The organism is Nocardia bovistercoris (assembly GCF_015674855.1).
Classification (GTDB): domain Bacteria; phylum Actinomycetota; class Actinomycetes; order Mycobacteriales; family Mycobacteriaceae; genus Nocardia; species Nocardia bovistercoris.
The window spans coordinates 361,699-380,748 of record NZ_JADMLG010000006.1 but is presented as its reverse complement, the minus strand read 5'-3'; the positions used below and the strand labels follow the sequence as shown (position 1 = coordinate 380,748).

17 protein-coding genes are annotated in these 19,050 nt (G+C 69.1%); 10 read left to right on the top strand and 7 right to left on the bottom strand.

All coding sequences use genetic code 11. The features are described 5' to 3' along the window. From IT779_RS17315 to IT779_RS17280, 8 genes are all read left to right on the top strand, one after another. Window positions 1-1,266: an MlaD family protein gene (locus tag IT779_RS17315; protein WP_196150342.1), complete on the top strand. Its 1,266-nt coding sequence runs from the start codon at window positions 1-3 to the stop codon at window positions 1,264-1,266. Then, window positions 1,263-2,300, top strand: a complete 1,038-nt coding sequence (locus tag IT779_RS17310; protein WP_196150341.1) for an MCE family protein — start codon at window positions 1,263-1,265, stop codon at window positions 2,298-2,300. Before IT779_RS17315 ends, IT779_RS17310 begins: the two co-directional genes overlap by 4 nt. Before the next feature lie 7 nt (window positions 2,301-2,307). After that, window positions 2,308-3,363 (top strand): MCE family protein, encoded by a 1,056-nt coding sequence (locus IT779_RS17305; protein WP_232541818.1) that lies wholly within the window; start codon window positions 2,308-2,310, stop codon window positions 3,361-3,363. After that, on the top strand, window positions 3,360-4,466 hold the full coding sequence (locus tag IT779_RS17300; RefSeq protein ID WP_196150340.1) for an MCE family protein: 1,107 nt from the start codon (window positions 3,360-3,362) through the stop codon (window positions 4,464-4,466). Before IT779_RS17305 ends, IT779_RS17300 begins: the two co-directional genes overlap by 4 nt. Then, a complete protein-coding gene (locus tag IT779_RS17295) occupies window positions 4,463-5,572 on the top strand; it encodes an MlaD family protein (RefSeq protein WP_196150339.1) in 1,110 nt (369 codons plus the stop codon). The genes IT779_RS17300 and IT779_RS17295 overlap by 4 nt, the downstream gene beginning before the upstream one ends. Next, window positions 5,569-6,879: an MlaD family protein gene (locus IT779_RS17290; protein ID WP_196150338.1), complete on the top strand. Its 1,311-nt coding sequence runs from the start codon at window positions 5,569-5,571 to the stop codon at window positions 6,877-6,879. The genes IT779_RS17295 and IT779_RS17290 overlap by 4 nt, the downstream gene beginning before the upstream one ends. A 38-nt stretch (window positions 6,880-6,917) precedes the next feature. Beyond that, on the top strand, window positions 6,918-7,685 hold the full coding sequence (locus tag IT779_RS17285; RefSeq protein WP_196150337.1) for a hypothetical protein: 768 nt from the start codon (window positions 6,918-6,920) through the stop codon (window positions 7,683-7,685). Window positions 7,686-8,110: 425 nt separating this feature from the next. After that, on the top strand, window positions 8,111-8,707 hold the full coding sequence (locus tag IT779_RS17280; protein WP_196150336.1) for a hypothetical protein: 597 nt from the start codon (window positions 8,111-8,113) through the stop codon (window positions 8,705-8,707). A 4-nt stretch (window positions 8,708-8,711) separates the two neighbouring features. Here IT779_RS17280 and IT779_RS17275 read toward each other — a convergent pair whose 3' ends face one another. From IT779_RS17275 to IT779_RS17245, 7 genes are read right to left on the bottom strand one after another with little or no spacing between them, the layout of a single operon-like run. Next, window positions 8,712-9,902, bottom strand: coding sequence for an acyl-CoA dehydrogenase family protein (locus tag IT779_RS17275; protein ID WP_196150335.1), 1,191 nt, complete (start codon window positions 9,900-9,902; stop codon window positions 8,712-8,714). Then, window positions 9,899-11,140 carry a CoA transferase gene (locus IT779_RS17270; protein WP_332838842.1) on the bottom strand — a complete coding sequence of 414 codons (1,242 nt, stop codon included), beginning with the start codon at window positions 11,138-11,140 and terminating at the stop codon, window positions 9,899-9,901. The genes IT779_RS17275 and IT779_RS17270 overlap by 4 nt, the downstream gene beginning before the upstream one ends. Then, entirely contained in the window at window positions 11,137-11,595 is a 459-nt protein-coding gene (locus tag IT779_RS17265) for a MaoC family dehydratase (RefSeq protein WP_198428588.1), read from the bottom strand. Before IT779_RS17265 ends, IT779_RS17270 begins: the two co-directional genes overlap by 4 nt. Window position 11,596: 1 nt before the next feature. Further along, window positions 11,597-12,808 carry an acetyl-CoA C-acetyltransferase gene (locus IT779_RS17260; protein ID WP_196150333.1) on the bottom strand — a complete coding sequence of 404 codons (1,212 nt, stop codon included), beginning with the start codon at window positions 12,806-12,808 and terminating at the stop codon, window positions 11,597-11,599. After that, window positions 12,801-13,691 carry an FAS1-like dehydratase domain-containing protein gene (locus tag IT779_RS17255; RefSeq protein ID WP_196150332.1) on the bottom strand — a complete coding sequence of 297 codons (891 nt, stop codon included), beginning with the start codon at window positions 13,689-13,691 and terminating at the stop codon, window positions 12,801-12,803. Before IT779_RS17255 ends, IT779_RS17260 begins: the two co-directional genes overlap by 8 nt. After that, window positions 13,688-14,416 (bottom strand): 3-oxoacyl-ACP reductase FabG, encoded by a 729-nt coding sequence (fabG, locus tag IT779_RS17250; protein WP_196150331.1) that lies wholly within the window; start codon window positions 14,414-14,416, stop codon window positions 13,688-13,690. The genes IT779_RS17255 and fabG overlap by 4 nt, the downstream gene beginning before the upstream one ends. Before the next feature lie 29 nt (window positions 14,417-14,445). Further along, the gene (locus IT779_RS17245) at window positions 14,446-15,288 is read right to left on the bottom strand and encodes a mycofactocin-coupled SDR family oxidoreductase (protein ID WP_196150330.1); all 843 of its coding nucleotides are present in this window, start codon (window positions 15,286-15,288) and stop codon (window positions 14,446-14,448) included. A 357-nt stretch (window positions 15,289-15,645) separates the two neighbouring features. Between IT779_RS17245 and IT779_RS17240 the strand changes: the two genes are divergently transcribed. Together IT779_RS17240 and IT779_RS17235 are read left to right on the top strand one after the other, a co-directional pair. Next, window positions 15,646-17,187, top strand: coding sequence for a coniferyl aldehyde dehydrogenase (locus IT779_RS17240; RefSeq protein ID WP_196150329.1), 1,542 nt, complete (start codon window positions 15,646-15,648; stop codon window positions 17,185-17,187). Between the two features lie 41 nt (window positions 17,188-17,228). Then, complete coding sequence (locus tag IT779_RS17235) at window positions 17,229-18,887, top strand: acyl-CoA synthetase (RefSeq protein WP_196150328.1); 1,659 nt, start codon at window positions 17,229-17,231, stop codon at window positions 18,885-18,887. Window positions 18,888-19,050 lie beyond the last annotated feature (163 nt).

The window sequence follows — 19,050 nt, the reverse complement described above, 5'->3', positions numbered from 1 at the left end:
ATGTCGGTGCTGTTCGACAAGGACGGGCGCGGGCCGTCGGTGCTTGCCCTGCTGCTGCGCGGGGTGCTGCTGGTGGCGCTGGTCGCGGGCGGGGTCACGGTGGTGCTGCTGAAGTCCGCCGGGACCTTCGAGACCAAGGCCGAGGTCGAGGCCATGCTCGCCGAAGTGGGCGACGGGCTGCCGCCGAATTCGGACGTGAAATTCCGCGGCGTGCTGGTCGGCACGGTCGCCGAGGTGATCCCCGCCATCGACGGCGGGCGCAGTCGGGTGCGGCTGCGCCTCGACCCCGGATCGCTGGCGAGCATTCCGGATTCGGTGACCGCGCGGGTGGTGCCGAGCAATATCTTCGCGGTGTCCTCGGTGCAGTTGGTGGACAACGGCCCTGGGCGCTCGCTGCGCGAGGGTGCGCAGATCCCGCAGGACACCAGCCTTTCGACCGTGCAATTGCAGACCGCGCTCACCAAATTGCGCGATATCGTCGCGGCCACCGCGCGGATCGGCACCAGCGGCACGGTGGGTGTGCTGGCGTCGGTCGCCAAGGCCACCGACCGGCGCGGTACCGACATCGTCGAGGCGGGCGCGCAACTCGAGCGCATCACCGCGGAACTGTCCGCGCAGATCGCGCCGCCGGGGCAGCCGTCGACCATCGCCGCGCTCACCGAATCGGTGCAAGGATTGGCCACCGCCGCGCCTGATCTGCTGGACGTACTGCACCACGCGGTGGTCCCGATGCGCACGGTAGTGGAGCAGGACGCCCGATTGCGCGACCTGCTCGCCGCGGGCACCGGCACCCTGTCGACGGTCGAGGGCGGACTCGACCGGCACGTCGACGAGATCGTGACGGCCACCGACCAGCTCACCCCGGTCCTCGACGTATTCGCCGCGGGCAGTTCGACTTTCGGCCCGATCGTCGGCCGCATCCGACGGCTCTCGGATGTGTGGTTCGCCGAGTTCTGGAACGAGAAGACCCAGAGCGGCACCGGAAAGTTCCAGATCAGGTTCACCCCGGACACCGCGTACGTCCGCGCCGACTGCCCCCGCTACGGCGAGCTCGAAGGTCCGAGTTGCCGCACCGCGCCGGTCTCTTCCGCGCCCCAGCCGCTGCCCGCCTCGCTCGATCCGCGATCGGTGAAGGCGCCCGCGCTCACGCCGGAACTACAGGATCTGATCGGCCGGGTACTCGGCGGCGACGCCAATGCCGCGGAACAGGTGCTGTCCCAACTGCTCACCACCGGAATACCGGGAACAGGAGGTGCGCCGCGATGAACTTCCGGCGATCGGTGATCGGACTCAGCCTCTTCCTCGTGGTCGCGTTCGCGCTCATCTGGATGACGTTCGTGACCCTCAACCGCGGCGTCGACGGCGAGACCTCCTCGTATTCGGCGATTTTCACCGACGCGACCGGTCTGCGGGTCGGCGACGACGTGCGGATGGCCGGTGTGCGCGTCGGGCGCGTGGACGCGGTCGAACTCACGGGCACGCGGGCCAGGGTGAAGTTCCGGGTCGCGAAGGACCAGCGCGTCTACGGCGACACCACGGCGGCGATCACCTACCAGAACGTCATCGGCCAGCGCTATCTCGGCCTCGCGCCGGGCAAGACCGGCGACCGCACCGTCGCGCGGCCCGGCGCCGAGATCCCGGTGGAGCGCACCGAACCCTCGTTCGACCTCTCGGCGTTGCTGAACGGTTTCGAGCCGCTGTTCGGCGGACTCGACCCGCGCCAGGTCGACAATGTGAGCGCCGCGCTGGTCAAGGCCCTGCAAGGCGACGCCGGATCGCTGACGATGCTCATCGAGCAGATGTCGACGCTGGCGCAGTCGTTGGCCGGACCCGACCAGGTGCTCGGCGCGGTCATCACCAACCTCAACCAGGTCGTGCAGAACCTGGCGACGCGGCGCACCGAACTCGGCACCCTGCTCACCCAGACCCGTTCCATCGTCGACGGACTCGCGCGCCACCGCGCGGAGTTGATGACCACGCTCACCGAGGTTTCGGGCGTGGCCGATCGGATGGCCACCGTGGTGGCCGAGGACCGGCCCGCCCTGGAGGGGCTGCTGACCAGGGAGCCCGGTTTCACCCGGCATTTCGAACAGAACAAGGCCCAGTTCGAATACCTCGGCTTCAATCTGCCCGCGCTGCTGAAGGGTATCGCCCGTGTCGGTCAGGAAGGCGCGAATCTCAATGTGTACCTGTGCAATCTGAATTTCACGGTGCTTCCGGCGCTGTCGGACCTCATCCCGGCGATCATCAGGATGGCCTCGACGTCGGGCGCCGTCGAGCAATCCCCGATATGCAGGTGAGGGCGGCATGACATCGTCACCGAAGTTTCGCGGGTTGCGCTCGATGGCGCGGCGCCCGCTCGAGGAGCAGAACGCGCGCGTGGTCGGCGTCATCGCACTGGCGGCGCTGCTCGCGGTACTGGCCGCGGCGATCGGATTCAATTCCCTCGGCGTCGGCGAGCGCACCTACGAGGCGGAATTCGCGCAGGCGGCGGGGTTGCGCGTCGGCGACGGCGTGACCGTGGCGGGCGTGCAGGTCGGGGCGGTCACCGGACAGGAGCTGGCGGGCGACCGGGTGTTGGTCACGATGCGGATCGCCGACGACGTCCCGCTCGGCGCGGAGACCAAGGCGTCGATCAAATTGACCACGCTGCTCGGCGCCCGCTACGTCGAGGTGCAGCCCGCGGGCTCCGGCGCACTTCCGAACCGGCGAATAGCGCTGTCGCACACCGCCGTTCCCTACGACCTCCAAGAGGCCCTGGAGAACGCGACCACCACCTTCGAGCAGGTCGACGCCGCGCAACTCGGTCGCTCCCTCGACACGCTGGCCACCCAGCTCGACGGCGTTCCCGCCGTGCTGCCCGAGGTGCTCACCAACATCAGGTCGCTCGCGGCGATCCTCGGCAGCCGCCGCGACGAGCTCGGCTCGCTGCTGGCGGGGGTGCGGCAACTTACCTCGGTGGTCACCGAACAGCAGGGCGACGTCACCGCGATCATGACGCTCGGTCGGGATCTGCTGACCGATATCGCCGGGCGGCGCCAAGCCATCGAATTGCTGATGTCGGCGACCACGCGGCTGGTGGATCAGGTCCGCGGCATCGTCGTCGACGACCGGCCGAAGCTCGACCAGATGATCGACGGCCTCAACGGTCTGCTCGGCAGCCTGGCCCGCCACGACGACCTGCTGCGCAACACCATGGAGATCCTGCCGGTCGCGGTCCGCAATCTCACGAACGCGTCCGGCAACGGGAACTCCGTGGACTTCAACGCTCCCGGCGGCGTGCTCGTCGACTCGTGGATGTGCGCACTGAGCGGCCGTGCCGAATCCGCGAACCTGCGACGGTATTTCGAGGACTGCAAATGAGAGTTGTGTTCAGGGCGTTGCGAGCGACGGCCGTGCTCGCGCTGTGCGCGGTGGTCGGTTGTGCCAGTGGCCCGCTGCACCGAGGTCCCGACGACATCACGGTGGTCGCCCAATTCGACAACGCGGCGGGACTTTACGTGGGCAATGCCGTCGCCGTGCTCGGCATGCCGGTCGGCGAGGTGACCGGGATAGATCCGAAGGGCGCCTACGTCGATGTGACGATGCGCGTCGACGGGTCGGTGCGGATCCCCGCGAACGCCACGGCGGTGACACTGTCGACCTCCGTGCTCACCGACCGCCACGTCGAGTTCACCCCCGTGTACCGCGGCGGCGACACCCTGCGCGACGGCGAACGACTCGCGATGGATCGCACCAGGACTCCGGTCGGCGTCGATCGACTCATCTCGATGGCCGACCGGCTCTCGGGCGATCTCGAGGGACAAAAGCCCGGTGACGGTCCGATCGCGCGGTTGCTCGCGGTGGCCTCCTCGGCGACCGGCGGCAACGGCGACGAATTGCGCGCCACCATGGACGAACTGTCGCGGGCGCTGCGCCTCGGCGACGACGCGGGCGCACAGACCCGCGACACGGTCACCGAGATCGTGAACGAGTTGTCCACACTGGTCGCGGCGGCCGCGCGCGGCGACCAGGTCATCCGCGAATTCGGCGCTGCCTCGGTGCAATTGGGCGACATGCTGGCCCAGCTCGACATCGGATCGGGGACGACCGGCGCGCAGATCACCTCGGTGCTGCGCCAGGCCGACGAACTGCTCACCGCGAACCGGGGCGAACTGCACTCGGCGGTGGCCGATACCGCGACGGTGCTGAAGGCGCTCGCCGACTACCGCGATCAGCTGGCCGAATTCCTGGATCTGACACCGATGTTGCTGGCCAACGGCTACAACGCGGTGGATCAGGACTTCGGCGGCGCCCGCATCCACGCGCTGATCGACCGGGTCGCCTTCGACGGCCAGATGGTCAAAGAGGTCTGCAATATTCTCGGCCTCCGCCAATTGGGTTGCAGCACAGGAACGTTGCAGGACTTCGGACCCGATTTCGGCATCACCGACATGTTGGACGCGATGAGTAGGTTGCCCCGATGAGACGTAGGTATTCCGTCCTGGCGACCGCGGCCGTCGCGGCGGCAGTGTTGACGACCACCTCCGGATGCGGTGTCGGACTGGGCGATCTGCCGCTGGCCGCCCCCGGCTCCGGCGGCGGCGGTTACACCGTGACCGCGAATTTCGCCAACGCGCTGAATCTTCCGAACAAGGCGAAGGTCAGGCTCGCGGGCGCCGATGTCGGCGAGGTCGCCCGGATGACAGTCTCCGACTACACGGCGCAGGTCCAGCTGCGGATCCGCGAGGACGTCATCCTCCCCGTCGGCACGCGCGCGCAACTGCGCACGGCCACACCGCTCGGCGACGTGTACGTCGCCCTCGACGCGCCCGCCGACGCCGCACCCGGCACGGCCGCGCTGCACGACGGCGACACCATCGCCCAGCAGGCGACATCGGCCGCCGCCACCGTGGAAGAACTGCTGACCACCACATCGCTGCTGGTCAACGGCGGCGCCATCCGGAATCTGACCAGCATCGTCAACGGCATGGGCCGCTCGGTCGGCGACCGCGGCGACCACGTCGGCGCCCTGCTCGACCAGTCGACCGAACTGGTGACCGCGCTGGCGGCCCGATCCGACGACATCCGCCTCGCGCTCGCCGAAACGAATCGGCTCGTGAGCGAACTCGCCGCCCAGCGCGTGGTGATCGACGACTTCGTCAGCGCCGCGGGCCCGGTCTCGACGACCTTGAACGCGCACGCGCAGCAGGCGCTGACGCTGGTGCGCCAGGTCGACGGCATCACCGAGCAGCTGTCGATGTTCCCCGTGCTGCAAGGCGGTGAGATCGGCGGGATCATCGCGAACCTGAACCGCCTGTCGATCGGGCTCAACGACGCCGTCCTGAACCCGGAAGGCAGCCTCGCGGCGATGAACGCGCTGCTGCCGACGGTCATCAAACTGGCCAGCGGGACATCGGCCCACGGCAATGTCGACCTGCAGGACTTCGCGATCGGCGCACTGCCCGATCCCAACCACCGCGGCGATCCGGGCAACCGGGTGCCCGACGCGAGCGACTGGCAGGCGCTGGTCGGTTCGCTCACCTACACCCTGCTCAAACTCCGCGACCGCGTGATCGGGCCGCCGCGATGAGCGCCGACGGCCGTGGACTCGTCGGGATCGTCGCCGCGATCGCGGACGCGCCCGCGCGGCTGCTGGTCGGCGCGGTGCGCGGCGGACACCCGTATCGACTCAGCCTGTCGGCGGTGGCGTTGGGCGTCACCGCCGCCATCGGCGCGACCTACCTGGTGTTCGGCGCGCTCGGGGTCGACCCGACCGCGGCCACCATCACGGTGCGGGTGCATCTGGCGCAATCCGGCGGGTTGCTGCCGGGCCAGGACGTGACGATGCGCGGGGTCCCCATCGGCAAGGTCGGCTCGGTGGAGTTCGAGCCGGACGGCGTGGTCGCGGTCGCCACCATCGACGCGGACGTGCGGGTGCCCGACGACGGCACCGTCGACGTGACGAGCCTGTCCACGGCGGGGGAGCAGTACCTGGACTTCCGTCCCGCGCGCACGACCGGGCCGTACCTGGCCGACGGCGCGGAGATCGCCCGCGTGCGGACCTCGGCGCCGGTGCCGCTGTGGCAGATGCTCGGATCGCTCGACAACACCCTGGCGCAGGTCGATCCGGGCAAGCTCGCGTCGGTGATCGATGAACTGGGCGTCGGACCCGAAGGTCCGCGGAAACTGAAGGACATCATCGACGGCGGGATCTTCCTGGTCTCCACCCTGGATTCGGTGCTGCCGCAGACGGTCGGCCTGATCCGCGACAGCAAGACGGTGCTGTCGACGGTCGGCGCGGGCGCCCCCGCACTGACCCGGTTCTCCACCGACGCCGCGCGGTTCATGCGCGGAGTCGAAGCCAAATCCGGCGGATTCGTCGAGGTACTCGACGCCGCGCCCGGCACCCTCGCCGCACTGGACGCGGTGCTGGCCGACAACTCCGCCGACGTGGTCGGCATGCTGACCAGCCTGTCGACCGTCGCGCAGGTGACGAATTCCCGCGTGCCCGCCATGCGGGAGTTCTTCTACCCCACCCAGCGCGACGGCTCGACCCTGGAAGCCCTGATCAAGGTCATGCACGACGGCGGCCTGTGGGGCCTGGTGAGCCTGTATCCCCGCTACACCTGCGAATACGACCTGCCACGCAAGCCGCCCTCGCTGGCCGACTACCCGGAGCCCTACCTCTACACCTACTGCGCCGACACCGACCCATCGGTGCTGGTCCGCGGCGCGCACAACGCCCCACGCCCACCCGGTGAGCGCATCGCCGGCCCGCCGCCCCCCGGCGAGCCCGCCGACCGTACGGCCACCCCGACCCCGATCGGGCCGTACTCCCTGCCCCTGCCGTTGCCGCTGGTCGGTTCCGGCCAGTCGATCCCCGCACCGCCCCGGTGATCGACCCCACCACCAACCGTCGACACGAGGACATAGTGATGACCCAGAAAACGGATACCACCCTGGTCGCCGAGCCCGCCGCCGAGCCCGGCGCCGTCGAGCCTGCCACCACCACAGCCGAGCCCGCCGCCGCCGAGCCCGCCACCTCCGCCGCCGCCGTCGAGCCTGCTGCCGCGTCTACGACAAGCACCGGGTCGGCAGCCGCGGAGTCCGCGACCGAGGCGCCCGTGTCCGTGCGTAAGGAGTCGGCGGACAAGACCGAGGGTTCCGCCGAGCCCGAGTTCGTCATGCCGTCCAAATGGGCGATCCGCCGCATGGTCGCGATGCTGATCTGGCGCAAGATCCGCGTCCCGCTGGTGATCGCGGTCGCCGTGGTCGCACTCGTGCTGGCGATCGTATTCGGCTGGAAACTGAAGCAGGACAACAATACCGAAGACGCGGCAGCAGCCGGTCTCGCCGCCGCGCGCGCCTACGCCGTGACCTTGACCAGCGTCGATTCCGGCAACCTCGACCGAGATTTCACTGCCGTCCTCGACGGTTCCACCGGCGAGTTCAAGGACATGTACACCCGCTCCAGCGGCCAACTACGCCAACTGCTGCTCGACAACAAGGCGACCGGCAAAGGCACCGTCCTGGACGCCGCGGTGAAATCGGCCTCCCCCACCAAGGTCGAAGTCCTGCTGTTCATCGACCAGACAGTCACCAACACCGCCTCAGCCGACCCCCGCGTCGACCGCAGCCGAGTAGCGATGACCATGGAACTGGTCGACGGCCGCTGGCTGGCAAGCCGAGTCGCAATCCCCTGACCCCACCCAGCTCGGAGCAAGCCCCGACAACCAACAACTCCCAACCATCTCACCCCGACCGCTCAACCCCAACCCGCAACATCACCCACCCCGCCCCAACCGGAAGCGAGCCCCACAAACGACGGTTCGCCCCACCCAGCCCCACCGCTCAACCCAACCCGCAACACCCCCACCCAACCCAGCCCCAACGGCCAAACCCAAACCCGCAACATCCCCACCCACTCAGCCCCGTCGGGAGCGAGCCCGACGAGCGACGGTTCGCGGCCGTCTCGCGTCCCAGCGTTCGAGACGATGCGACGCAGGAGCAAGTATCGAACGCTGGGACGCGAGACCGAGGGGCCGCGAACCCGCGGCGACGAAGTCGACGCAAAATAAACACAGCCCGTAAACCATTCCGAAGAGCCGCTGTGAAACACAGTGGCAGGATGAACCCGTACCCCCGGATCGCGGAAGGACGGGTGCGCGTGGACAGAGTCCTCAACGAATTCGGTCGGACAACGGTAGTCCGATCCCCCTTCGACACGGACGCAGGTCCGCTCCGACACCCCGACTCGCCCCCACCGGACATCTCGGACGTCGAGCCGTGCTGCCGCCTGCTGGCCTCGACCGACGAGCCGCCGTTGCCCGACATCGACGCCGACACGCTCGGGCCGATCCATCCGGTGTCGGCCGATCTGGTCGGTCGCACCGTCGCGGGCCTGGCGATCGTGTCCCAACTCCTGCGCGAGGAGTCCTCGGCCAAGCGTGGCCGCGACTCCCTCTGCGATCCGGAACTGCCGACGCGCCTGATCGTGGAATGGGGCATCTCGCTGGCCTGGGCGGACAACCCGGTGCTCACTTTCGTCGACGAGACCCTCATCGACAGCACGGTGCGCGCCCTGGACTGCGGCGTGTCCTGTATCGGCGTCGGCAGCGAACGGGTCTATCCGGGCGACCTCGTCCAGCTGCACCACTCCCTGGTCGAGACCGTGTCCGCGCTCCAGGCGCCGCTGTGGCGACGCCCGGATTCCGAGGATCGGTAGCGGCTCAGAGTCGGTAGTCGCGCAGCACGCCCTTCTCGATGATGCGTTTCTGGATCTCGCTGGTGCCCTCGCCGATCAGCATGAACGGTGCTTCACGCATGAGCCGTTCGATCTCGTATTCGGTGGAGTACCCGTAGCCGCCGTGGATGCGGAAGCTGGCCTGGGTGACCTCGTTGCAGAATTCGCTGGCGAGGTATTTGGCCATGCCGGCGGCGACGTCGTTGCGCTGCCCGGAGTCCTTGAGCCGGGCGGCGTTGACCATCATCAGGTGCGCGGCTTCGACCTTGGTCGCCATTTCCGCGAGTGAGAACCCGATGGCCTGGTGCTGCACGATCGGTTTGCCGAAGGTGCTGCGCTGTTGGGCGTAGCGCGCACCGAGTTCGAAGGCGCGCAGCGCGATCCCGCAGGCGCGTGCCGCCACGTTCACGCGCCCGACCTCGACCCCGTCCATCATCTGCTTGAACCCTTGACCGGGCGCACCGCCGAGCACCGTGTCGCCGCCGGTGATGTGGTTGTCGAGCAGCATCTCGGTGGTGTCGATGCCTTTGTAGCCCATCTTGTGAATCTTGCCGGGGATGGTGAGTCCGGGCGCGACCTCGCCGAAGCCCGCGGGTTTCTCCAGCAGGAAGGTGGTGAGGTTCTCGTGCGGGCGTTCGCGGCCTTCCTCGGTGCGCACCAGTGTGGCGACCACGGTCGCGGTGGAGCCGTTGGTGAGCCACATCTTGCGGCCGTTGAGGGTGTAGGAGCCGGAGTCGTCGCGCACCGCCTTGGTGCGGATCGCCGCGACGTCGGAGCCGAGTTCGGGTTCGGACATGGAGAAGGCGCCGCGCACTTCGCCGGTGGCCATGCGCGGCAGGAATTTCTGTTTCTGTTCGGCGGTGCCGTGTTGGGTGATCAGGTGGGCGAGGATGAAGTGGGTGTTGATGACGCCGGACACGCTCATCCAGCCGCGCGCGATCTCTTCCACGCACAGCGCGTAGGTGAGCAGTGATTCGCCGAGTCCGCCGTACTCTTCGGGGATCATGATTCCGAACAGGCCCATCTCGGCCATGCGGTCGACGATGGCCTGCGGGTAGGCGTCGGCGTGCTCGAGTTCCTGGGCGACCGGGATGATCTCCTTGTCCACGAACGTGCGCACGGTGTTCAGGATCTCGGTCTGGACCTCGGTCAGGCCGTGGGTTTGCGCGAGTTTCATGACGAGGTCCGTTCCTTGATGTCGGCGCCGACAGCTCCCGCGGCGCGGAGTTCGGCGATGGCGTCCTCGGACAGGCCGAGCTCGGCGCCCAGGATGTCGGCGGTGTGTTCGCCGAGCCGGGGTGCGACGCGAGCGGGGCTGTGTTCGCCGTTCACCGACACCGGTGATCCCGGAGCGAGGTGTTCGCCCAGTTCGGGTTGGTCGAGCACGGTGAACAGCGGGTTGTCGGTCACCCTCGGCTCGGCGACGACCTCGGCGAAGCTGCGGTAGCGGTCCCACAGCACCGAGGTCCCCGCCAGCGCGTCGGCGATATCGGCGGCGGAATGCTCGCGGAACCAGGTGGTGAACAGTCCGGTGAGCACGTCGCGGTATCGGAAGCGGACGCCCTCGTCGGCGAAGTCCGCGCCGAGCGCCTCGGCGAGCGCCGCGACCGCCGCGGCGGCGCCGGTGACCTGCGCCAGATCGCGGAAATGCCTGCCGGTCAGGGTGACGACCATGAAGGCGACGCCGTCGGCGCTGGTGAAATGCTGTCCGTACTGGCCGTAGATGGCGTTGCCGAGCCGCGGCCGTTCCCGCCCGCACAGCGCGGCCTCGGTGAGGAAGCCGAGGTTGCCCGCCGTGGCGAGGGCGACGTCGTCGAGCGGGACGGCGATCCTGCTGCCCGCGCCGGTGGCGTCGCGGTGGCGCACGGCGGCGGTGATGGCGAGCGCGGCGTAGAGGCCGCAGGTGACATCCCAGACCGGTACCACGTGGTTGACCGGTCCCTGATGTTCGGCGGGCCCGGTGACCAGCGGGAACCCGGTGGCGGCGTTGACCGTGTAATCGACCGCGGTCGAGCCGTCCGCGCGCCCGGAGATCTCCAGGTGGATCAGGTCGGGCCTGCGCCGCGCCAATGCCTCGTAACCGTGCCAGGCGCGGCCGACCGCATTGGTGAGCAGGATGCCCCCGTTCGGTCCGCTCTCGGTGATCACCCGCGCGACGAGGTCCTGCCCTTCGGCGGTGCGCAGATCGGCGACCAGGGAACGTTTGCCCTTGTTCAGCCCGGTCCAGTAGATGCTCGCACCCTGTTCGGTGAGCGGCCAGCGGTTGACGTCGGCGGCCCCGCCGATCGGATCGACGCGGATCACGTCGGCGCCGAGCTGGGCCAGGGTCATCCCGGCCAGCGGCGCCGCGACGAAACTCGAGATCTCGACGACGCGCAGACCTGCCAGCGGCCGTAGCGCCGACAGCTCCGTCACAGCACCACGACCGTCAGGGTCTCGGCGACCAGCACGGGCTTGTCGTTGCCCTCGTTCTCGATCACCCATCGGACGGTGAGCAGTCCGCGCCCGTCCTCCACGCGCAGATCCGCCGGTGTCGCGCTCGCGCGCACCCTGGTGCCGACCCGGACCGGGGCCGGGAAGCGAACCTTGTTGCTGCCGTAGTTGATGCGCGCGTTGCCGAAGTCGAGGCCGAAGACGTCGCGGCCGAGGAAGGGCAGCAGCGACAGGGTGAGGTAGCCGTGCGCGATGGTCGCGCCGTAGGGGCCGTCGGCGGCGCGCGCGGGATCGACGTGGATCCACTGGTCGTCGCCGGTGCATTCGGCGAAGGCGTCGACGCGGGCTTGGTCGACGGTGAGCCACGGCCCCGGGCCGATGGTCTCGCCGAGCGCCGAGGACAGTTCCTCGATCGAGGTGAAGGTTCGGATCGTCATGTCAGAGCGCCCTCTCGAAGATCGCGGCCAGACCTTGGCCGCCGCCGATGCACATCGTCTCCAGACCGTAGCGGGCCTGGCGGGCGTGCAGTTCCCTGGCGAGGGTGGCAAGCATCCGGCCGCCGGTGGCGCCGACGGGGTGGCCGAGGGAGATGCCGGAGCCGTGCACGTTGGTGCGGTCGAAGTCGGAGTCGGCGAATTTCCATTCGCGGGTGACCGCGAGCGCCTGCGCGGCGAATGCCTCGTTCAGTTCGATCAGGTCGATATCGGCCAGGGACAACTCGGCCAGGCGCAGCGCGGCCTCGGTGGCCGGGACCGGCCCGATGCCCATGATGTCGGGGCGCACGCCCGCGACGGCCCAGGACTTCAGGGTGACCAGCGGAGTGAGGCCGAACTCGTCGGCCTTCTCGCGGGTCGTGACCAGGCACATGGCCGCGGCGTCGTTCTGCCCGCTGGAATTGCCCGCGGTGACCGTGGATTCCGGGTCGATCTTCGCGCGGACGGCTTTGAGTTTCGCCAGTGATTCCAGGGTGGTGTCGGCGCGCGGATGTTCGTCGGTGTCGACGACGGTGTCACCCTTGCGGTCGGTCACGGTGACCGGGATGATCTGCTGCGCGCTGGCTCCGCTCTCGGCGGCGGCGACGGCGCGCTGATGTGACAGCAGCGCGAGCCGGTCCTGCTCCTCGCGGGGAATCGCGTAGGTGCGGCGCAGGTTCTCGGCGGTCTCGAGCATGCCGCCGGGCACGGGATGGTGCTTGCCGCCCGCGGTCTCGCGGCCACGGGCCAGCGCGTCGTGCACGCGGATGCCGCCGCGCGCGCCGCCCCAGCGCATGTCGAGGGAGTAGAACGGCGTATTGGTCATACTCTCCGCGCCGCCCGCGACGACCACGTCGACCGCGCCGCTCTCGACCTGCATGACCGCGTTGATCACCGCTTGCAGACCCGATCCGCAGCGTCGGTCGACCTGCATGCCGCCGACGGTGACCGGCAGGCCCGCGTCCAGGGCCACGACCCGGCCGATCGCGGGTGCCTCGCTGTTGGGGTAGCAGTGCCCGAGGATCACGTCGTCGACGGCCTCGGGGGCGATGCCGGTGCGCTCGAGCAGGCCGCGCAGCGCGATCACCCCGAGTTCGACCGCGGTCAGCGCGGCGAAGGCGCCGCCGTAGCGGCCGATGGGAGTGCGGACGGGTTCACAGATCACTGCTTCACGCATGATCACGGCCTCCGGGAAGTTCGGCGGTCACAACGGTGTGTTCGGTGTCCGCGCCGGATAGGACGGCGAGAACGAGTTCGGCTGTGCTGTCCGCGGATGGGCGGGCGTCCGCGCGCAGACGGATGCGCGCGGGTTCCGCGCAGAACAGCGGGGCCACATTGCGGTGGCGCAGCCGCGTCGGGGTCTGCTCGGGACGTTCCCGGCGCAGGGTCTCGGCCAGCGCGATCGTCATGAGCGGGCCGTGCACCACCAACCCCGGATAGCCTTCGACTCCGGTCGCGTACGGCCAGTCGTAGTGGATGCGGTGCGGATTGGCGGTGGCCGCGCTGAAGCGCATGAGCACGGTCGGATCGGTGCGCAGGTCCCATTCCCAGGCCGCCGTACGGATCAGCGGCGTCCCGACCGGATCGATGACCGGGGGCGTGCGGTCGACCGGATCGGTCGCGGCGGCTTCCCGGTAGATGAGGTTCTGTCGCTCCACCAGCGCCGGGGTGTCCGCATCGGTGTACAGCCGGGTCTCGACGACGACCACGACCAGCGATCCGGTGCGTCCGGTCTTCGGCGTCACCGACACCACCTCGGCCTCGCGGCGCACCGTCGAGCCGACGGCGATCGGCCCGCGGAATTCGACCTCGCCGCCCGCGAACATCCGCCGCGGCAATTCCACCGGCGGCAGGAACGACCCGCGCGCCGGATGCCCATCGGGACCGATCGCCGAGGAGAAAGGCCAGCGGGCCAGCGCCGCCCAGTGCCACAGCGGCGGCAGCGGATCGCCCGCGCCCACCGGCGGCGCGCCGGAATCGAGCACCGCGCTCAGCGCGGCGACCGGCGCGGGGTCGACGTACTCCTCGGTGACGACCGTGTGCGCCTGCCACTCGGTCACATGAACCGCCCGCCGGTGACCTCGAGCGTGGTGCCGGTCATATACGAGGACAGATCCGAGGCCAGGAACAGCGCGACGCCCGCGACCTCCTCCGGTTCGCCCGCCCGCGACATCGGGATCTCGGCCATCTTCTGATCCCATACCTTCTCCGGCATGGCCGTGGTCATGGGGGAGCGGATCAGTCCGGGCTGGATCGCGTTGACGCGCACGTTGAATCGCGCGACCTCCTTGGCCGCGGCCTTGGTGAGTCCGACGATGCCCGCCTTGGCGGCCGAGTAGTTCGTCTGGCCCGCCATGCCGACCTTGCCCGACAGCGAGGAGATGTTGACGATGCTGCCGCGATTCTGTTCGCGCATGATGTCGGCGGCCAGCCGGGTGCCGTGCCAGGTGCCCTTCAGGTGCACCGAGATGACCTGGTCGAAATCGTCCTCGGTCATCTTGCGCATGCTCGCGTCGCGGGTGATGCCCGCGTTGTTGACCATGATGTCGACGCCGCCGAATTCGGTCAGCGCGGTGTCGAACAGCGCGGAGACGTCCTCGGCGCGGGTCACGTCGCAGCGCACCGCGCGCACCTTGTCGGTGTCGAGCGCCGCGGCGGCCGCGTCCGGATTGAGGTCGCCCACGACGACCCGCGCGCCCTCGCGCAGGAAGGTGGTGGCGATGGCCAGGCCGATGCCCTGCGCCGCGCCGGTGACCACCGCGACCCTGCCCTCGAGAAGTGCCATGGCATTGATCCTTTCGGCGTGACCGGGGTTCAGTACTGGGTCGAGCCCAGGTCGACGGAGATCTGGGCGGCGGTGATGTAGCGGGATTCGTCGTCGGCCAACCAGCTCACGGTGGCGGCGATGTCCTCGGCCTCGGCGACCCACGCGGGCAGGAACGGCGTGGTCATGTGCGCCAGTTGCGGATTGGATTCCATCGTGCGGGTGAGCTCGTCGACCATGGTTCCGGTGCCCATGTCGGTGCTGACCGCGCCGGGGTGCACGCTGTTGACCCGGATGTTGTGCTTGCCCAGTTCGGCGGCGAGGCCGCGGGCCATGCCGGTGACGGCGTGCTTGCTCGCGGTGTAGTGCACCATGAACGGCTGCATCTTCACCCCCGCCGCGGAGCTGATCAGGATGATCGAGCCGCCGCGTCCGCCGTCGATGACGTGCTGGGCGGTGGCCACCACGGTGTTCCAGGTGCCGGTGACATTGATGTCGATGACGTCGCGCCACGACTCGGGGGTGATGTCGTCCCAGAGTTGGGGGATGCAGATGCCCGCGTTGGCGACGACGATGTCGAGGCGTCCCAGTTCGGCGACGCCCGCGTCCGCGGCCTTGCGCAGGCCGTCGAGGTCGCGGATGTCGACGGAGGAGGCGATGACGCGGCGTCCGGTGGCCTCGACCAGCCGCACGGTCTCCTCGAGATCCTGCGGGGTCGCGGAGTCGTAGGGCACCGCCTCGGGCAGCGGGCCCGCGATGTCGACGGCGATGATGTCGGCGCCCTCGCCCGCTAGTCGCACGGCGTGCGCGCGTCCCTGGCCGCGGGCCGCGCCGGTGATGAATGCCACTTTGTCGGTGTGTCGGCCGCTCACGTGCTCTCCTCGTGTTGTCATACGGCGAGTATCACCCGTCGGGTCCGACCTGCGGTCGACCGGGAGCCGTTCTCAGTACTGGACCGTACACCGGAAGTCTATATCGTATGCTATATCGTAAGCGCAACGGTAGATACCGGCGCAGCCCGTTCGTCGGCCCGCGCCGGTGTGGCCCTTCTCGGCCCGCCCGCCTGTGAAATTCATTCGCCGGACTTGCTGCGGGCTACCTCGGATCGCTGTTACAGTTGCCATTACTGGATGGCCTTCCGGTCCGTGCGTGCGGCCCTCGCGCGACGACGGCACGGGCGCGCCCGCCATCGCCGACCTCGACGACGGTCGCTCGACCGGAACCGACATCGCACACCGGAGTTATCACCCATGGATACCGGAACAACCGAAAAACCCGCGGCGGCCGACGAATTCGCCCCGTCGATCGGCGAGTCCACCGATCCCGCCGAACTGGCCGCCATCCTCGAGCGCCAACGCCGCGCGTTCCTCGCCGAGGGACCGCCGACCGCGGCGGTGCGGCGCGAGCGGATCGACCGGCTGCTCGCCATGGTGCTGGACAACATCGACGACTTCGTCGAAGCGATGTCGCGCGACTTCGGCACCCGCTCGCGCACCGGCACCATGTTCGCCGAGATCATGGGCATGCTCTCGCCCATCGAGAACACCCGCAAGCACACCGCCCGGTGGATGCGACCGGCGAAACCCACCCCGCTCGGACGCCTGACCGGTCTGCGCACCGAAGTCCATCCGTCCCCGCTCGGGGTCGTCGGCATCATCGGGCCGTGGAACTTCCCGCTGCAACTGGTCGTCGTGCCCGCCGCCTCGGCCTTCGCCGCGGGCAACCGGGTCATGATCAAGATGTCCGAGGTCACCGCGCACACCGCGGAACTGACCAGGAAACTGGCCGCCACCTACTTCGACCCCGCCGAACTCGCCGTCGTCACCGGCGGACCCGACGTCGGCGCCGCCTTCACCCGGCTGCCGCTGGACCACCTGTTCTTCACCGGATCCACCGGCGTCGGGCGGCACGTGCAGCGCGCCGCCGCCGAGAACCTGGTGCCGGTGACCCTCGAACTCGGCGGCAAGAACCCGGTGGTCGTCGCCGCCGACGCCGACCTCGACCGCGCCGCCGACCGAATCGCGCGCGCCAGGATGGTCAACGGCGGCCAGGTCTGCGTCTGCCCCGACTACGTGTTCGTCCCCGCCGACCGCATCGACCGGTTCGTCGACACGCTGCGCGGCAAGCTGCGCGAGATGTTCCCCGCGATCCTGGCCAACGACGACTACACCGCCTCGGTCGACACCGCCAACTACGAACGGATCGTCGGTCTCGTCGAGGACGCCCGCGCCCGCGGCGCGCACATCGAGGAGCTGGCCCCCGAAGGCGAGACACTGCCCGACGCCACCGCGCGCAAGATCGCGCCCACGCTGATCCGCGACGTCACCGACGACATGCCGATCGCGAACGAGGAGATCTTCGGCCCGGTCCTGCTGATCCGGCCCTACACCGACCTCGACACGGTCATCGACCACATCAACGCGCGCCCGTCGCCACTGGTCGCCTACTGGTACGGGCCCGACCGCGCCGACTTCCGTCGCTTCGTCGCCAACACCCGCAGCGGCGGCATCGCGCGCAACGAATTCGCGATCCACATGTACTCCGAGGAAGCGCCGTTCGGCGGCGTCGGCCACAGCGGCATGGGCGCCTACCACGGCAAGACCGGATTCGACACCTTCAGCCACATGCGCACGGTCGCGAGCACCGACCTGCCCTTCGCGGTCACCAGCATCGCCGCGCCGCCGTTCGGGCGCAGAACCGCGAAATTCGTCGAGATCGCGTTGCGCACCGCGCACCGGCGCAACCGCCGCCGGGTGCGCGGCAAGCTGCCCGGTGCGGCGCCCACCGCCTGAACCACCCCGCGAACCCCTGCCACAACTTTCGAGGAGTCACGTTGTCCGCATCCGATTCGCCGGAATTCACCCTCGTCGGCGCCGCCGACGCCGCCGTCGCGGCGCTGCCGGACCGGGAACTCATCATCATCGGCGATCGGCGCTACACCTACGGCCAGGTAGCCGAACGGTCCAAGCGACTGGCCGCCTACCTGCATTCGCGCGGACTCGGCGCGCACACCGAACGCGACGGGCTGGCAGGCCACGAAGTCGGGCAGGACCTGCTCGGGATCTACGCCTACAACGGCAACGAATACGTCGAAAGCCTGCTCGGCTCGTTCCGCGCCCGCGTCGCGCCGTTCAACGTGAACTACCGCTACGTCAAGAGCGAACTGCAATACCTGCTGGCCGACGCCGGGGCCACCGCGCTGATCTACCACGCCGTGTTCGCGCCGCGGGTCGCCGAGATCCGCGCCGAACTGCCCGACCTGCGGGTGCTCATCCAGATCGCCGACGACTCCGGTAACCCGCTGCTCGACGGCGCGGTCGACTACGAGACGGTGATCGCGGAGACCGCGCCGGAACCGCTGCCGGTGCAGCCCTCGCCCGACGACCTCTACGTTCTCTACACCGGCGGGACCACCGGCATGCCGAAAGGTGTGCTGTGGCGCCAGCACGACATCTACATGGCCGGATGTGGCGGGCGCGATGTGAACAGCGGTGTCGCGGTGGCCTCCTACGACGAGGTCCGGGAGCGGGCGGCGGCCAATCCCGGTGTCAAACTCATGCTGTTGCCGCCGCTCATGCACGGTGCGGCGCAGTGGGCGGTGCTGACGGCGCTCACCAGCGGGCAGACGATCGTGTTCTCGCCGGTGGTCGACCGGATCGACGGCGCGGAGATCGTGCGGGCCATCGAACGTGAGAAGGCCGCCATCGTGGTGGTCGTCGGTGACGCCATGGCTCGGCCGTTGCTGGCCGCGGTGAAATCGAAGGTCGCGGACGTGTCCTCGCTGGTGGCGTTGGCCAACGGCGGGGCGGTGCTCAGTCCGACCATCAAACAACAGTGGATCGATGCGTTGCCGGGGCTGGCTGTGCTGGACGGGGTCGGTTCCTCGGAGACCGGGACGCAGCTTTCGCATGTGTCGGCGGCGGGGTTCGTGTCCACCGGAACGTTCACCGCGGGGCTGGACACTCGTGTCGTATCCGAGGACCTTGGATCCGTGCTCGAGGCGGGGCACGACGGGATCGGATGGCTCGCCAAGCGGAAGTTCACTCCGTTGGGGTACAAGGGGGATCCGGTGAAGACGGCAGCGACGTTCCCTGTGATCGACGGTGTGCGGTTCGTACTGCCCGGTGACCGTGCTCGGCATCTGGAGAGTGGCAGCATCGAACTGCTCGGGCGTGACGCGGTGACCATCAATTCCGGTGGGGAGAAGATCTTCGCCGAAGAGGTCGAGATCGCGATCTCCTCGCATCCTTCGGTCGCGGACGTGTTGGTCGTAGGGCGACCCAGTGAACGGTGGGGCCAAGAAGTGGTCGCGGTCGTGGAATTGGTCGAAGGCGCCAGCGCCGAGCCCGACGAACTGGTGAACCACGCGGCAGAGTCGGTGGCTCGGTACAAGCTGCCCAAGGCGGTAGTGTTCCGCCCCGCAATCCAGCGAAGCCCAGCCGGAAAGGCAGACTACCGGTGGGCACGCGAACAAGCAGTGGCAACCGACTGATTCGGCCCCATCCCCACCACCCACCGCTCAACCCCAATCCCGCAACATCCCCACTTACCCGGCCCCGTCAGGAGCGAGCCCGACGAGCGACGGTTCGCGGCCGTGGCGCGGGCCCCCCGTCGCTCACAAACCCCGCCCGCGCCCGTATAGAACCCCGGGGAGC

Coding starts and splice junctions, on each gene's coding strand:
- IT779_RS17315 (WP_196150342.1), top strand. CDS start 1: ATGTCGGTGCTGTTCGACAAGGACGGGCGCGGGCCGTCGGTGCTTGCC.
- IT779_RS17310 (WP_196150341.1), top strand. CDS start 1,263: ATGAACTTCCGGCGATCGGTGATCGGACTCAGCCTCTTCCTCGTGGTC.
- IT779_RS17305 (WP_232541818.1), top strand. CDS start 2,308: ATGACATCGTCACCGAAGTTTCGCGGGTTGCGCTCGATGGCGCGGCGC.
- IT779_RS17300 (WP_196150340.1), top strand. CDS start 3,360: ATGAGAGTTGTGTTCAGGGCGTTGCGAGCGACGGCCGTGCTCGCGCTG.
- IT779_RS17295 (WP_196150339.1), top strand. CDS start 4,463: ATGAGACGTAGGTATTCCGTCCTGGCGACCGCGGCCGTCGCGGCGGCA.
- IT779_RS17290 (WP_196150338.1), top strand. CDS start 5,569: ATGAGCGCCGACGGCCGTGGACTCGTCGGGATCGTCGCCGCGATCGCG.
- IT779_RS17285 (WP_196150337.1), top strand. CDS start 6,918: ATGACCCAGAAAACGGATACCACCCTGGTCGCCGAGCCCGCCGCCGAG.
- IT779_RS17280 (WP_196150336.1), top strand. CDS start 8,111: ATGAACCCGTACCCCCGGATCGCGGAAGGACGGGTGCGCGTGGACAGA.
- IT779_RS17275 (WP_196150335.1), bottom strand. CDS start 9,902: ATGAAACTCGCGCAAACCCACGGCCTGACCGAGGTCCAGACCGAGATC.
- IT779_RS17265 (WP_198428588.1), bottom strand. CDS start 11,595: ATGACGATCCGAACCTTCACCTCGATCGAGGAACTGTCCTCGGCGCTC.
- IT779_RS17260 (WP_196150333.1), bottom strand. CDS start 12,808: ATGCGTGAAGCAGTGATCTGTGAACCCGTCCGCACTCCCATCGGCCGC.
- fabG (WP_196150331.1), bottom strand. CDS start 14,416: ATGGCACTTCTCGAGGGCAGGGTCGCGGTGGTCACCGGCGCGGCGCAG.
- IT779_RS17245 (WP_196150330.1), bottom strand. CDS start 15,288: ATGACAACACGAGGAGAGCACGTGAGCGGCCGACACACCGACAAAGTG.
- IT779_RS17240 (WP_196150329.1), top strand. CDS start 15,646: ATGGATACCGGAACAACCGAAAAACCCGCGGCGGCCGACGAATTCGCC.